General features: G+C 72.1%; 9 protein-coding genes and 1 pseudogene. 7 read left to right on the top strand and 3 right to left on the bottom strand.

Translation table 11 applies throughout. The features are described from left to right. Positions 1-29: 29 nt before the first annotated feature. Together BKI49_RS31855 and BKI49_RS31850 are read right to left on the bottom strand one after the other, a co-directional pair. Complete coding sequence (locus BKI49_RS31855) at positions 30-1088, bottom strand: hypothetical protein (RefSeq protein ID WP_143658541.1); 1059 nt, start codon at positions 1086-1088, stop codon at positions 30-32. 84 nt (positions 1089-1172) lie between these two features. After that, positions 1173-3851, bottom strand: coding sequence for an FAD/NAD(P)-binding protein (locus BKI49_RS31850; RefSeq protein ID WP_179332649.1), 2679 nt, complete (start codon positions 3849-3851; stop codon positions 1173-1175). 303 nt (positions 3852-4154) lie between these two features. Here BKI49_RS31850 and BKI49_RS31845 point away from each other — a divergent pair, with 303 nt between their 5' ends. Continuing rightward, positions 4155-4985 carry an Ig-like domain-containing protein gene (locus BKI49_RS31845; RefSeq protein ID WP_095937763.1) on the top strand — a complete coding sequence of 277 codons (831 nt, stop codon included), beginning with the start codon at positions 4155-4157 and terminating at the stop codon, positions 4983-4985. Positions 4986-5158: 173 nt separating this feature from the next. Beyond that, positions 5159-6547: a glycoside hydrolase family 16 protein gene (locus tag BKI49_RS31840; protein WP_095937762.1), complete on the top strand. Its 1389-nt coding sequence runs from the start codon at positions 5159-5161 to the stop codon at positions 6545-6547. 114 nt (positions 6548-6661) lie between these two features. Here BKI49_RS31840 and BKI49_RS31835 read toward each other — a convergent pair whose 3' ends face one another. Then, complete coding sequence (locus BKI49_RS31835) at positions 6662-7573, bottom strand: helix-turn-helix domain-containing protein (protein ID WP_095937761.1); 912 nt, start codon at positions 7571-7573, stop codon at positions 6662-6664. A gap of 156 nt (positions 7574-7729) precedes the next feature. On the opposite strand from BKI49_RS31835, the gene tkt reads away from it, so the two are divergent. The 5 genes and pseudogenes from tkt to BKI49_RS31810 form a co-directional block, all read left to right on the top strand. Continuing rightward, positions 7730-9829, top strand: a complete 2100-nt coding sequence (gene tkt, locus BKI49_RS31830; protein WP_095937760.1) for a transketolase — start codon at positions 7730-7732, stop codon at positions 9827-9829. Positions 9830-9848: 19 nt separating this feature from the next. Then, entirely contained in the window at positions 9849-10994 is a 1146-nt protein-coding gene (tal, locus tag BKI49_RS31825) for a transaldolase (RefSeq protein ID WP_095937759.1), read from the top strand. After that, positions 10991-12712, top strand: coding sequence for a glucose-6-phosphate dehydrogenase (gene zwf, locus BKI49_RS31820; protein ID WP_095937758.1), 1722 nt, complete (start codon positions 10991-10993; stop codon positions 12710-12712). Before tal ends, zwf begins: the two co-directional genes overlap by 4 nt. Continuing rightward, the gene (opcA, locus tag BKI49_RS31815) at positions 12709-13644 is read left to right on the top strand and encodes a glucose-6-phosphate dehydrogenase assembly protein OpcA (protein WP_095937757.1); all 936 of its coding nucleotides are present in this window, start codon (positions 12709-12711) and stop codon (positions 13642-13644) included. The genes zwf and opcA overlap by 4 nt, the downstream gene beginning before the upstream one ends. Continuing rightward, a pseudogene (locus tag BKI49_RS31810) lies at positions 13637-14350 on the top strand (glucose-6-phosphate isomerase); the annotation flags it as partial. The gene opcA and the pseudogene BKI49_RS31810, both read left to right, overlap by 8 nt.

Genomic DNA, 14350 nt, shown 5'->3' with positions numbered 1-14350 from the left:
CCGTCTCCCCCCGAACGGCCGGACGGGCCCTAAGCGAAGCATTCCGTCCCCGCCGTCCGGCGGCGGGTGACGGAATGCTTCGTGAGATGCGCGCGGAACTCGTAGCAGCCGAGGGCCACCCCGTGCGTGTCCAGCGGGTTGACCCTGGCGAACACGACGACCTCGGCGGGCGAGCGCTCCACGCTGACGGGCACGGCGACCGGCGAGGGGTACCCGACGAGTTCCCTCCCCTCGTCCGTCTGCTGCATCGCGAGGGCCCGCCTCAACTCGGCGTCCGTGAGCGTCCCGTCGGCGACCGCGTGGTCGAGCCGGCGGACGATCGCGGCGGAGCTCGCGTCGAGCAGGGCCCGTTCCTCGTCCTCGGCCTGCTTCTCGCGTTCGCGCTGGAAGCGCCGGCAGTCGTCCACGGTCGACTGCTCGGAGGTCACGGTGTCCGTGTCCCGACGTGCCCGGAACTCGTAGCAGACCTGCTCGTTCGTGCCCGCGTCCAGCAGGACGAGGTCGGTCAGCCGGCCGTCGGTCACCTTCTGGTCCGCGAGATGGATGCCGTAGGTCTGCCAGACCTCCGCCCTCTGGACGGCCAGGAAGCCGTCCCGGGCGAGGGCGGCCCGCAGTTCCACCACGACGTCCGCGGCGACCGCCGCGGGACTGCGCGGCGCCGGGGGCGGCACCGGCTCCCCGCAGGCCGCGTACGGCAGTTCGTGCACGGAGACGGGCGGTGGCGCGGACGCCGGGACGACCTCGAAGCGGTAGCAGCCGTGCACCGGGGCGGCGTACCAGCCGGACCCCTGATGCGCGAACCTCGACGTGACCGTGACCCGCCGGCCCCGCCGTCGGACCTCGGGCTCGTCCCCCCTGCCGACGCCCAACGACCGGTCGATCTCGGTGCCGAGGAGGGCTCCGTCCCCCGCCGCCCGGGACAACCGGTCCCGGGACCGGTCCACACTCTCCTGCATCATGTGCCGGGCCCGGTCGTCGGCGCGTCCGGGCGCCGTACTGAGCCGCCACACCCCGAACAGCACCAGGACCAGCGCCGTCGTCAGCACGGCCAGACAGCCGTTCAGCATGCATCCCCCGCGTTGCGCCATGTCCGCAGACTGCCCGGCCCGTGCTCCCCCGAGGGCCCTCGTGTCCGACACGTGATCGAACAGGGCCCGCCACGAGACGACCGCTCAGCCGGGCAGCGCGGCGAGCAGACGGCGATCGCGCGGCGCGGACCCGCGGTCGAGGCGGGCGTCCAGGAGCCGCCGGGCGGCGTCACAACGGCCCGCCGCGACAAGGGCGTACAGCAGGGTCTCCTCGACGACCTCGCGCTGTGCCGCGCTGCCGCCGACCCTGCGCAGCGCCGGCAGGAGCGCGTCGAGTCCGCGCACGGCCTCGTGGAACCGCTCCTCGACGAGGGCGGCGAAGGCCTCGCACAGCGGGACGACGACCTCGCGCTGCACCGGGTCGGCGCCCGCGGCGTGGTCGCGCAGCCGGCTCAGCGCGGCGAGGTCTCCGGCGGCGGCGAGGGCGACCGCCGCGTGCAGTGCGGTGAAGGCGGTCGCGGGCCGCTCCACGATCTGGCGGCCGACCGTGCCGAGGACGTCCTCGGCGGGCACTCGGCCCCGCCAGCTGTCGCTGAGCCGGGCCCGCCACAGCAGGGAACCCGAGTCGACCAGCGCCCGGATCCCGGTCACCCGGCCCGGGGCGAGCTGCGCGTACCAGCGTCTGCGGACGGCCGCGCTGTCGTCGAGGGCCAGTTCGTGGAGCGCGACGTGCCAGGAGAAATGCGCCCGGTGGACGGCACCCCGGCCCTGCCCGGACACCCAGGCGTCGAGCCAGTCACGGCCCGTCTCGTGGGCGCCGGACTCGTAGTGGACGTGGGCGAGCGCGTGCACGGCGTGCCCGGAGGCGGGTTCGGCGGCCAGGGCTCGGTGGGCCAGTTCGGCGGCCTCGTCGAAACGGCCCTGCCCCTGGCGCAGGAAGGCGAGGAGGGAGGCGGGGAACCAGTGCCCGTCGTAGGCGGGTGCCGTGCGCTCGACCAGGCGCAGCGCGTATCCGTCGTCGAGGTCGTGCAGGCCGGAGAAGGCGATGGTGGGCACGGCGGTGGACAGCGCGAGCGCGTCGGCGGGATACGTGTCGAGGTGTCCGAGCAGGGCGCCGGCGCCGTGGTCCGCGTCGTCGCCGTGGATGCGGCGCGTGACGACGTCGACGAAGGAGCGCTCCCGTTCGTCGGCCCGTTCACGGGCGGACCGCTGGGCGTCGGCCAGTTCCCGCGGCACGTCGACGGCGGCACCGCACTCGTGGCCGAGCAGGGCGAGCGCCGCGTGTCCGAGCGCGAAGCCCGGATCGAGGGCGACCGCGCGCTCGAAGGCGTCCTCGGCACCCGCCCTGACCCTGAGGACCCGGTCGAGTCCGGTGCGGTAGGCGGCGGCGGCCTCGGCGTGGGTGGACAGCGCGAGTCCGTGCGCGTCGACGGGCCGCCGGCGGGTGCCGCGGCGCGGACCGGGGACGGGGGCGAGGAGCTGTCCGGCGAGCGCGGCCGCCTGGGCGCGGATCTCGGGGACGGCGGTGGTCTCCCACAGCTCCCCGCGGCGCGGGGCGCCGAGGGTGAACAGCGGGCGCCCGGCGCGGCCTTCGGCGTCGAGGAGACGGCCGTCGCGGGTCGCCACCCCCATGCCGAGCGGGCCGGGGACCGCGGCGCCGGAGTCGAACAGCGAACGCCACAGGGGGTCTTCGGGACGGGGCCCCGGCCCGGTGCAGTCGACGACCCAGCCCACCCGGATCCGCGTGCCGTCGGAGAGCGCGACCAGCACGTCGTCGTCACGGACCACGGCGCCGGTGACCGCGCCGGAGTGCACGCGCAGCCGCCGGGCGGTACGGGCGCGGGCCACCGACTCGGCGGTCACGGGTGCCATCCGGTGGCGGTGGGTGTTCCACAGCGCGCCCTCACGTTCCAGGAACGCGGCACGCTCGTCGGGCGTCAGGCTGCGCCACAGCCGGGCGGTGTGCGGCCGCAGGCTGTCGAGGGCGGGACGCCAGTCGCCCCGGGTGCGCACGGCGCGGCCGATGTGGCGGTAGACGGTCCTGCGCAGCGCGGCCAGCGAGGGCGTGTCGAGGTCGTCCGGGGCGGACATGGCCGGGGCGGGGCTGAGCGCGTGCGGTTGGGGCAGCAGTCCGTTGCGGGACGCGGCGTGCACGGTGCGGCCCGGCCGGTCGAGGCTCAGGGCGAGGTCGACGGCGGTGAGTCCGGTGCCGACCAGCAGGACGTCCGCGGAGTCGGCGAGCGGTCCGTCGAGGGCGCCCGGCGCCCACGGCGACGGCACGAAGCGTGCGCTGGCGCGCAGCGCGGGCGGGACCCGGTCGGCGCGCGCGGGCGCGGGCCCGGTGGCGAGCACGGCGCTGTCGGCCCGCAGCAGGCTCCCGTCGGCGAGGTGCAGCTCGAGCGCGTCTCCGGGCGCGCCGGTGCAGGCGTCCGCCCGGGTCCGCAACCGTCGCACGGCGACCGTGCCGTGGGCGCGGACGATCGCCCCGGCCAGGGTGTCGGCCAGGTAGGCGCCGTAGCGGTAGCGGGTGGCGAAGTCGGTTCCTCTGACGTCGGGTTCGCCGTGGCGGCAGAGCCATCGGGTGAAGTGGCCGGGATCGTCGGGGTAGCAGCTCATGCCGCTCGCGGGCACGTTCAGGCGGTGCCGCGGGTCGGGGGTCGCGTACGCGGTGCCCCGCCCCGCCTCCGGGGCCGGATCGACCAGCACGAGGTCGACCGCCGCCCGCCGGCGGGCGGCGGTCTCGCACAGGTGCACGGCGGTCAGCGCGCCGGCGGCGCCCGCTCCGACGATGGCCACGGTGTGCCGCTTGCGGGCTGGGTTCACGGATACCTCCGGCGGGTTCTGCGGCGGGCTCGGTGTGCGGTTCTCCTTCTTCGCCGTCCGGCCGGAAGCGTGTGGGGAGGGCTTCCGGGTCGGGGATCTCACCGGAAACTGAGGGTGCCGGTCGGCTGCTCATACTGTGTTCACCTCCGGGGGTGGCTGGACAACCGGGGTTTCCGGCCGTCTGTTGCCGTGTCTTCACAGGAATCTCAGGTGGCGGCCCTCGGATTCAAAGAATCAACCCAGGTAAGGGGCGCAGGATGCACGCGTCGTGGCGGTGATCGAAGAACCCGGGGAAGGCGTGCCGTGAGCGTCCCTCAGATATCGAACCGGTCGGGTCGGACGGCGTGGTCGCGGCGCGGGGTCCTGGCCGCGCTCGGTGCCGCCGTGCCGGCCGTCGCCCTGACGGGGTGCGCCGACGCGGGCGACGCCTCGGAGGAGAGCGGCGGCTCACCGACGACGAAGGCGAGCGGCAGTGCCGAGGCCCGGACGCCGACCGTCACCGTCACCCCGGCCGACGGGACGAGGAAGGCCGCCTTCACCAGCCCGGTCGAGGTCACCGTGGCGGACGGCACGTTGTCGGACGTGGAGGTCGCCGGGAACGACGGCGGCACGCTGAGCGGGTCGTTCGACGACGCCCGTACGAAGTGGACGTCCGACCGGAACCCCTCCTCGGGGACCAAGTACACGGTCACCGCGAAGGTGCCCGGTGCCGGCACGCACACGGCGGGCTTCGTCACCAGGGCGCCCGGCGAGACCTTCGTGGGCTACTTCACCCCCGAGGCGAACACGACCTGCGGCGTCGGCATGCCCGTGTCCCTCGACTTCACCCACGCCGTCACGGACCGGGCCGCCGTCGAGCGGGCGATCACCTCGGGCACCTTCGTCCACGGCAACTACTGGGCGTCCCCGTCGGTCTTCGGCAGCAGCAACACCAACCACGGATGCATCGGCCTGCACGACGCCAAGGGTGCGGCCGACCGCTCCGTGCCGGGCTACGAGTTCTACACGAGTTCGATGCTCGGCGACGTGGTCGTGGTGCGGAACTCGGGCGAGCGGACGGTGGACCCGGCCAACGGCCTGAACGGCTGGAACCTGTCGTGGACGCAATGGAAGGCGGGCAGCGCCCTGCGCTGACGGGTCCGGCGAAGTACCCCCTTCACCTCATGAACTCCCCAGCGCGCAAAGGAGTTTCTGGGCTTTACCTCTTGACGACCGGAGTGACAGAGAGCACATTGGCCGCGCAGCTGATCTGAGAGCGCTCTCAAAAAACACTCGCACACCCCACTCCGTACCCGAAGAGGCCCCCCATGAGAGAAACGCCCGGCAGACCTCGCCCCCTCAGGCGCGTGCTCGTCGCCGTGTTCAGCACACTCGGCCTGGCGGCCGCCGCCGCCACGGCCGCAACCCTCCCCGCGAACGCCTCCGCCCCCACTCCCCCCTCCGGCTGGTCCCAGGTCTTCCTCGACGACTTCAACGGCTCCGCCGGGACCGGCGTCAACACCGCCAACTGGCAGTACGACACCGGCACCAGCTACCCGGGCGGCGCCGCCAACTGGGGCACCGGCGAGGTCGAGACCATGACCTCCAGCACCAGCAACGTCGCTCTCGACGGCAACGGCAATCTGCTGATCACGCCACGGCGCGACGCCTCCGGCAACTGGACCTCGGGCCGGATCGAGACCAACCGCACCGACTTCCAGCCGCCGGCCGGCGGCAAACTGCGCGTCGAGTCGCGGATCCAGATGCCGAACGTGACCGGCGCGGCGGCCAAGGGCTACTGGCCCGCGTTCTGGATGCTGGGCGCGCCGTACCGCGGCAACTACCAGAACTGGCCGGGCGTCGGCGAGCTGGACATCATGGAGAACGTCCAGGGGCTCAACACCGAATGGGCGACGATGCACTGCGGCACCAACCCGGGCGGCCCGTGCAACGAGACGTCCGGGATCGGCGGCAACACTCCGTGCACCGGGACGACGTGCCAGGCGGGGTTCCACACCTACGCGATGGAGTGGGACAAGTCGACCAGCACCGAGGAGATCCGGTTCTACCTCGACGGCGTCAACTTCCACACGGTGCGGGCGAACCAGGTCGACGCGACGACCTGGGCGAACGCCACCAACCACGGCTACTTCGTGATCCTGAACGTGGCGATGGGCGGCGGCTTCCCGGCGGCCTTCGGCGGCGGACCCGACAGCGGCACGGAGCCCGGCCACCCCATGGTCGTGGACTACGTCCAGGTGCTCCAGTCCAGTGGGAGCGGTACCACACCTCCTCCGACGGGCAACCGTGACGCCTACGCGGCCATCCAGGCCGAGTCCTACGACAGCCAGTCGGGCACCATCACCGAGAGCACCACGGACACCGGGGGCGGGCAGAACATCGGCGCGCTGGCGAACGGCGACTGGGCCGTCTACAAGGGCGTCAACTTCGGCTCCTCCGCGGCGCACCAGTTCTACGGCCGGGTGTCGAGCGGCGCGGCCGGCGGGGTCAGCGGCCTGGTCGAGGTGCGCCTCGACAGCCGTACGAGCACCCCGATCGGCAGCTTCGCGCTGGCCAACACGGGCGGCTGGCAGTCCTGGAGGACGGTGCCGGCGAACATCGGTGCCGTCACGGGCACCCACGACGTCTATCTGACCTTCACCAGCGGCCAGCCGGCCGACTTCGTGAACGTCAACTGGTTCGACTTCGGTCACTGACGCACGACGGTCGCCCGGCGACCGACGCACCACGGGCACGACCGACGCACCACGGGCATCCGTCACCGGCGGACGCCCGGCTCCGGGAGGGGCGGGCCGTGCGGCCCGCCCCTCTCAGCGCAGTTCGGCCCGGAAGGCCACCGGTGTCGTGCCGGTGTGCTGATGGAAGAACTTGGAGAAGTTGGCGGAGTCGGGGAAGCCCACCGCGACGCCGATGCGGCCGATGGGCATCTCCGTGTGCGCGAGGAGACGCTTGGCCTCCAGGATCACGCGCTTGTCGATGAACCCCTTGGGCGTCTCGCCGGTGGCGGCGCGCACCGCGCGGACGAGGGTGCGGCGCGAGTATCCGAGGGCGTCGGCGTACGCGCTGACGCTGTGGACGGTGGCGAACCTCTTCTCGACCGCGTCACGGAAGCGGGTGAAGGTGGTGTCGGTCTGCTCGCGGGCCGCCTCGGCGGAGCTCGCGGCGAGATGGGCGAGGCGCAGCAGGAACGCCGTGAGGGAGTGCCGGAGCACCGAGGTGTGCAGGCTGAGCGGCAGGGTGGTCGTGTCGACGTACTCGCGTTCCAGCTGGGCCAGCGCGTGCTCCAGGGCGGCCAGCTGGGCGGCGTCGGGGTGCAGCAGCGGAGGCAGGTCGTAGCGGTAGAGACCGGTGGCCTCGACGATCGCCCGCGGCAGGAAGCCGGGCTGCATGGTCAGGACGGTGCCGCGGTAGCGGTCCGTCGAGGAGAAGCGGTGCACCTGGCCGGGCCGGATCCACAGGACGTCGCCCGCGGCGGCGTCGTACTCGGCGAAGTCGACCATGTGCCGGACGGGGCCCGAGTCGAAGAGCATCACGACGTGGAAGTCGATGCGGTGCACGCGCTCCAGCGGCGCGTCCACGTGCCAGGTGCGCCCCGGCCCCATCGAGCCGATCTGCATCCCGACGCCGGAAAGGCTCAGGTCGACCGGGAAGGGGAAGGTCTTGATCCCGTCCCGGGACCCGTCGGCGCCCCCGGCGGCGCCTTGGGTGGTTCTGTCTGGCATGTCCTTCTCGCGGCGGCTCGGTGCGGCTCTGTGCGGCCCTGCGTGTCCCACTTTCACCGAAGGCTGACACACGGGCACCTTCCCCAGCAAAAGTCAGACTTTTAGGTTTGAACGCGTCCGAGCAGTTACGACGCTTCGATCAAGGACTTCTTGAAGATGAGCACGCAGCAGAGCACCCCGACACCCGACGGCTCCCCGGACGGTCCGGAGTGGACCGAGCTCGACCGGCGTGCCGTCGACACCGCACGTCTCCTGGCCGCCGACGCCGTCCAGCAGGTCGGGAACGGCCACCCGGGCACCGCGATGGCGCTCGCCCCGGCCGCGTACACGCTCTTTCAAAAGGTGATGCGACACGACCCCGCGGACCCCGAGTGGACCGGCCGTGACCGCTTCGTCCTGTCCCCCGGCCACACCTCGCTGACCCTGTACACCCAGCTCTTCCTCTCGGGCTACGAACTCGAACTGGACGATCTGAAGGCGTTCCGCACGCACGGTTCGAAGACCCCGGGGCACCCCGAGTACGGACACACCGCCGGCGTGGAAACGACGACCGGACCGCTCGGCCAGGGTGTCGCGAACGCCGTGGGCATGGCGATGGCCGCCCGCTACGAGCGCGGCCTGTTCGACCCCGAGGCCCCCGCGGGCGAGTCCCCCTTCGACCACACCGTCTGGGCGATCGTCTCCGACGGCGACCTGGAGGAGGGCGTCTCCGCCGAGGCCTCCTCCCTCGCCGGCCACCAGAAGCTCGGCAACCTCGTCTTCGTCTACGACGACAACCACATCTCCATCGAGGGCGACACCGCGACCGCGTTCTCCGAGGACGTCCTGAAGCGGTACGAGGCCTACGGCTGGCACGTCCAGCGGATCGAGCCGTCCGCCGACGGCGACGTCGATGTGCACGCGCTGTACGCGGCGCTCAAGGCGGCGCAGGCCGAGACCGGGCGCCCCTCGATCATCGCGATGCGCACGATCATCGCCTGGCCCGCCCCGAACGCGCAGAACACCGAGGCCTCCCACGGCTCGGCGCTCGGCGCCGAGGAGATCGCCGCCACCAAGCGGGTCCTGGGCTTCGACCCGGAGCAGACCTTCCAGGTCGAGCCGGAGGTGCTGGCGCATGCCCGCACCGCGCTGGACCGGGGCGCCGAGGCGCACGCCGCCTGGGACAAGCGGATCGCCGAGTGGCGCACGGCCACCCCGGAGCGCGCGAAGCTGTTCGACCGGATCGTGGCCGGCCAGCTCCCCGAGGGCTGGGAGGCACGGCTTCCCGTCTTCGAGGAGGGCACGTCCGTGGCGACCCGTGCCGCCTCCGGCAAGGTCCTCCAGGCGCTCGGCGCCGTCATCCCCGAGCTGTGGGGCGGCTCCGCCGACCTGGCCGGCTCGAACAACACGACCATCGACAAGACGTCGTCGTTCCTGCCGGCGGACAACCCGCTGCCGGAGGCCGACCCGTACGGCCGCACGGTCCACTTCGGCATCCGCGAGTTCTCCATGGCCGCGGAGATGAACGGCATCGCCCTGCACGGCAACACCCGCGTCTACGGCGGCACCTTCCTGGTCTTCTCCGACTACATGCGCAACGCCGTCCGCATGTCGGCCCTGATGCAGCTCCCGGTGACGTACGTGTGGACGCACGACTCCATCGGCCTCGGCGAGGACGGCCCCACCCACCAGCCGGTCGAGCACCTCGCCTCGCTGCGCGCCATCCCGGGCCTGAACATCGTCCGTCCCGCGGACGCCAACGAGACCGCCGTGGCCTGGGCCGAGATCCTCAAGCGGCACGCCACGAACCCGGCGCCGCACGGCCTGGCGCTCACCCGTCAGGGCGTACCGACCTACCCCGTCAACCCGGACGCGGCACGCGGCGGTTACGTGCTCGCCGACTCCTCCACCGGGACGCCCGACGTGGTCCTCGTCGCCACCGGCTCCGAGGTCGCGCTGGCCGTCGAGGCACGGCAGCTGCTGGAGGCCGAGGGCGTCGGCACCCGTGTCGTGTCGATGCCGTCGGTCGAGTGGTTCGAGGAGCAGCCCGCCGAGTACCGGGAGCAGGTCCTTCCGCCGTCGGTGAAGGCCCGCGTGGCGGTCGAGGCGGGTATCGGTCTGACCTGGTACCGGTACGTCGGTGACGCCGGACGCATCGTCTCGCTGGAGCACTTCGGTGCCTCCGCCGACGCCAGGACCCTGTTCACCGAGTTCGGCTTCACGGCCGAGAACGTCGCCGCCGCCGCGCGGGAATCCCTTGCCGCCCTCCGCGGTTGATCCGTTCGCACGAAGGAAGATGATCACTGTGACCGAAGCGACCGCGACCGCGGTACCCCTCAAGCGCCTCTCCGACGAAGGCGTCTCCATCTGGCTGGACGACCTCTCGCGCAAGCGCATCGCGTCCGGCAACCTCGCCGAACTCATCGCGTCCAGGCACGTGGTGGGCGTCACGACCAACCCGTCCATCTTCCAGGCCGCCATCGGCTCCGGCGAGGGGTACGAGGAGCAGCTGGCCGACCTCGCCGAGCGCGACGTGACGGTCGACGAGGCCGTCCGCATGATGACGACCGCCGACGTGCGCGCCGCGGCCGACATCCTGCGCCCGGTGTACGACACGACCGGCGGCCGCGACGGCCGGGTCTCGATCGAGGTCGACCCCCGACTGGCCCACCGCACCGCCGCGACGATCGCCGAGGCCAAGCAGCTCGCCTGGCTGGTCGACCGCCCGAACGTGATGATCAAGATCCCGGCGACGAAGGCGGGCCTCCCCGCCATCACCGAGGTCATCGGCCTCGGCATCAGCGTCAACGTCACGCTGATCTTCTCGCTGGAGCGCTACCGCGAGGTGATGGACGCCTACATCGCCGGCCTGGAGAAGGCCCGCGAGCGGGGTCTGGACCTGTCGCAGATCCACTCCGTGGCGTCCTTCTTCGTGTCCCGCGTGGACAGCGAGATCGACAAGCGGCTGGCGAAGGTCGGCACGGACGAGGCGCTCGCGCTCAAGGGCAGGGCGGCGCTCGCCAACGCGCGGCTCGCCTACGAGGCGTACGAGGAGGTCTTCGGCGGTGCCCGCTGGACCGCGCTCGCCCCGTCCGGCGCCCACAAGCAGCGCCCCCTGTGGGCCTCGACGGGCGTCAAGGACCCCGCGTACAAGGACACGCTGTACGTCGACGAGCTGGTCGCGCCGGGCACGGTCAACACCATGCCGGAGGCGACGCTGGACGCCACCGCCGCCCGCGGCGACATCCGCGGCGACACGGTGACCGGCGGCTACGCCCAGGCCCGGGCCGACCTCGCGGCCGTCGAGCGGCTCGGGATCTCGTACGACGAGGTCGTGGGGCAGCTGGAGGACGAGGGCGTCTCGAAGTTCGAGGCGGCCTGGGAGGACCTCCTCGAAGCGGTGACGGAGTCGCTGCGCGGCAAGGGAGTTGAAGGGGAATGACCAGGAGTCGACAGCGTGCCGAGGGCACGACGGCGGCTGCGGCCGCCGCGCCGGAGGGATCCGGTGACCAGACCGTGGAACCGGGCGACGTGACGACGGCACAGGGAGACCCGGCCGTGGAGCCGGGCACGGCCGCCGCGGGCACGGGCGACGCGACGCACCGGGACGTCGCCGAGGCGCTCGGCCTCGCGGGTGCCGACTGGGACAACCCGCTGCGCGACCCGCGCGACCGCCGTCTCCCGCGCATCGCGGGACCGTCCGGCCTGGTCATCTTCGGCGTCACCGGCGACCTGTCCCGCAAGAAGCTGATGCCGGCCGTATACGACCTCGCCAACCGCGGGCTGCTGCCGCCGGGCTTCTCGCTCGTCGGCTTCGCCCGCCGCGAATGGGCGGACCAGGACTTCGCCCAGGTCGTCCACGACTCGGTGCGCGAACACGCGCGCACCGAGTTCCGCGAGGAGGTCTGGCAGCAGCTCGCCGAGGGCATGCGGTTCATCCCGGGCGACTTCGACGACGACACCGCGTTCAAGCAACTGCGCTCTGCCGTGGATGAGTTGGACGCCTCGCGGGGCACCAGCGGCAACTACGCCTTCTACCTGTCCGTGCCGCCGAAGTTCTTTCCGAAGGTCGTCCAGCAGCTCAAGAAGCACGGGCTCGCGGACGCGCCGGAGGGTTCCTGGCGGCGCGCGGTCATCGAGAAGCCCTTCGGCCACGACCTGGCGAGCGCGCGCGAGCTGAACAAGATCGTGCACGAGGTGTTCGACCCGGACCAGGTGTTCCGCATCGACCACTACCTCGGCAAGGAGACCGTCCAGAACATCCTGGCGCTCCGCTTCGCCAACCAGATGTACGAGCCGATCTGGAACCGGTCGTACGTCGACCACGTCCAGATCACGATGGCCGAGGACATCGGCATCGGCGGCCGTGCGGGCTACTACGACGGCATCGGCTCCGCCCGTGACGTCATCCAGAACCATCTGCTCCAGCTGATGGCGCTGACCGCCATGGAGGAGCCCGCCGCCTTCGACGCCGAGTCGCTGCTCACCGAGAAGCTGAAGGTCCTCAAGGCCGTGAAGCTGCCGGAGAACCTGGGCGAGCACACCGTGCGCGGCCAGTACGCGGCGAGCTGGCAGGGTGGTGAGAAGGTGCGCGGCTACCTCCAGGAGGACGGCATCGACTCCGCGTCGACGACCGACACCTACGCGGCCGTCAAGCTGGAGGTCGACAACCGCCGTTGGGCGGGCGTCCCCTTCTACCTGCGCACCGGCAAGCGTCTGGGCCGCAGGGTCACCGAGATCGCGGTGGTCTTCCAGCGCGCCCCGCACTCCCCCTTCGACTCCACCGCCACCGAGGAACTCGGCGCGAACGCGATCGTCATCCGGGTCCAGCCCGACGAGGGCATGACCGTGCGCTTCGGTTCCAAGGTGCCGGGTACGTCGATGGAGATCCGGGACGTCACCATGGACTTCGCGTACGGCGAGTCGTTCACCGAGTCCAGCCCGGAGGCGTACGAACGGCTGATCCTGGATGTCCTGCTCGGCGACGCCAATCTCTTCCCCCGTCACCAGGAGGTGGAAGAGTCCTGGAAGATCCTCGACCCGATCGAGGGGTACTGGGACGAGCACGGCAAGCCCGCGCAGTACCCCTCGGGAAGCTGGGGACCCGAGGAAGCCGACGAGATGCTCGCACGAGACGGACGGAGCTGGCGCAGGCCATGAAGATCGATCTGACCGACACCACGGCAAGCAAGATCAACAAGGCGCTCGTGCAGGGGCGCCGAGCCATCGGCACCCCCGCCGTGGGCATGGTCCTGACGATGGTCATCGTGACCGACGAGGAGAACGCCTACGACTCGATCAAGGCGGCCGAGGAGGCCTCGCGCGAGCACCCCTCGCGCACCCTGGTCGTCATCAAGCGCGTCGCCCGCACACCGCGCGACCGGACCAACTCCCGGCTGGACGCCGAGGTGCGCGTCGGCTCGGACGCGGGCACCGGGGAGACGGTCGTCCTGCGGACGTACGGCGAGGTGTCCGACCACGCCGACTCCGTGGTCCTGCCGCTGCTGCTGCCCGACGCGCCCGTCGTCGTCTGGTGGCCGGTGGACGCGCCCGAAGTCCCCGCCAAGGACCCGCTGGGCGCGCTCGCCCAGCGCCGGATCACCGACATGTATGCCGTCGAGGCCCCGCTCCGGGCCCTGGAGGCCCGCGCCGCCTCGTACGCGCCCGGTGACACCGACCTCGCCTGGACCCGGTTGACGCCGTGGCGGTCCATGCTGGCCGCCGCGCTCGACCAGGCCCGTACCAAGGTGATCTCGGCGGCCGTCGAGAGCGAGGCGGAGAACCCGAGCGCCGAACTGCTGGCCCGCTGGCTGGAGGCGCGCCTCGACGTCCCCGTCGAACGCGTCGTCACCGCGGGGCCCGTGGTCACCGCCGTACGGCTGGGCACCGAGAACGGCGAGATCGTCATCGACCGCCCCGAGGGCCCGCTGGCCACGCTCACCCTGCCGGGACAGCCCTCGCGCACCCTCGCGCTGAAGGTGCGCTCCACCGCCCAGCTGATCGCGGAGGAGCTGCGCCGCCTCGACGCGGACGAGATGTACGCCGTCGCCCTGCGGGGCGAGGGCACCAAGGAGACCTCCCGTCATGTCTGACCATCCCAAGCTCACCCGGCGCCCCGAGTGGGTGGCCCTGGAGGACCATCGCGCGGGCGCTCTGCTGCACCCGCGGCTGCGTGAGCTGTTCGCCGCCGACCCCGGTCGCGCGGAACGGTACGTCGTGCAGGTCGGCGATCTGCGCATCGACTACTCCAAGCATCTCGTCACCGACGAGACCCTGGCCCTCCTCCAGGAACTCGCCACCGCGACGGACGTGTTCGGGCTGCGGGACGCCATGTTCCGGGGCGAGAAGATCAACGTCACCGAGGGGCGGGCGGTGCTGCACACCGCGCTGCGCGCCCCGCGGGACGCGGTCGTCGAGGTCGACGGTGAGAACGTGGTGCCGGCCGTGCACGCGGTCCTGGACAAGATGGCCGGCTTCGCCGACCGGGTCCGTTCGGGCGAATGGACCGGTCACACCGGCAAGCGCATCAAGAACGTGGTGAACATCGGCATCGGCGGCTCCGACCTGGGCCCCGCGATGGCCTACGAGGCGCTGCGCTCCTTCACCGACCGCGACCTCACGGTCCGTTTCGTGTCCAACGTCGACGGCGCCGACCTGCACGAGGCCACCCACGACCTCGACCCGGCCGAGACGCTGTTCATCATCGCCTCCAAGACCTTCACCACCATCGAGACGATCACCAACGCGACCTCGGCGCGCTCATGGCTGCTCGACGGACTCGGCGGCGAGGAGAAGGCC

This window comes from Streptomyces sp. Tue6028 (assembly GCF_002300165.1).
Lineage (GTDB): Bacteria > Actinomycetota > Actinomycetes > Streptomycetales > Streptomycetaceae > Streptomyces > Streptomyces siamensis.
This window is presented reverse-complemented; position numbering and strand designations above follow the sequence as displayed.

Coding starts and splice junctions, on each gene's coding strand:
- tkt (WP_095937760.1), top strand. CDS start 7,730: ATGAGCACGCAGCAGAGCACCCCGACACCCGACGGCTCCCCGGACGGT.
- BKI49_RS31840 (WP_095937762.1), top strand. CDS start 5,159: ATGAGAGAAACGCCCGGCAGACCTCGCCCCCTCAGGCGCGTGCTCGTC.
- BKI49_RS31835 (WP_095937761.1), bottom strand. CDS start 7,573: ATGCCAGACAGAACCACCCAAGGCGCCGCCGGGGGCGCCGACGGGTCC.
- tal (WP_095937759.1), top strand. CDS start 9,849: ATGATCACTGTGACCGAAGCGACCGCGACCGCGGTACCCCTCAAGCGC.
- zwf (WP_095937758.1), top strand. CDS start 10,991: ATGACCAGGAGTCGACAGCGTGCCGAGGGCACGACGGCGGCTGCGGCC.
- opcA (WP_095937757.1), top strand. CDS start 12,709: ATGAAGATCGATCTGACCGACACCACGGCAAGCAAGATCAACAAGGCG.
- BKI49_RS31855 (WP_143658541.1), bottom strand. CDS start 1,088: ATGGCGCAACGCGGGGGATGCATGCTGAACGGCTGTCTGGCCGTGCTG.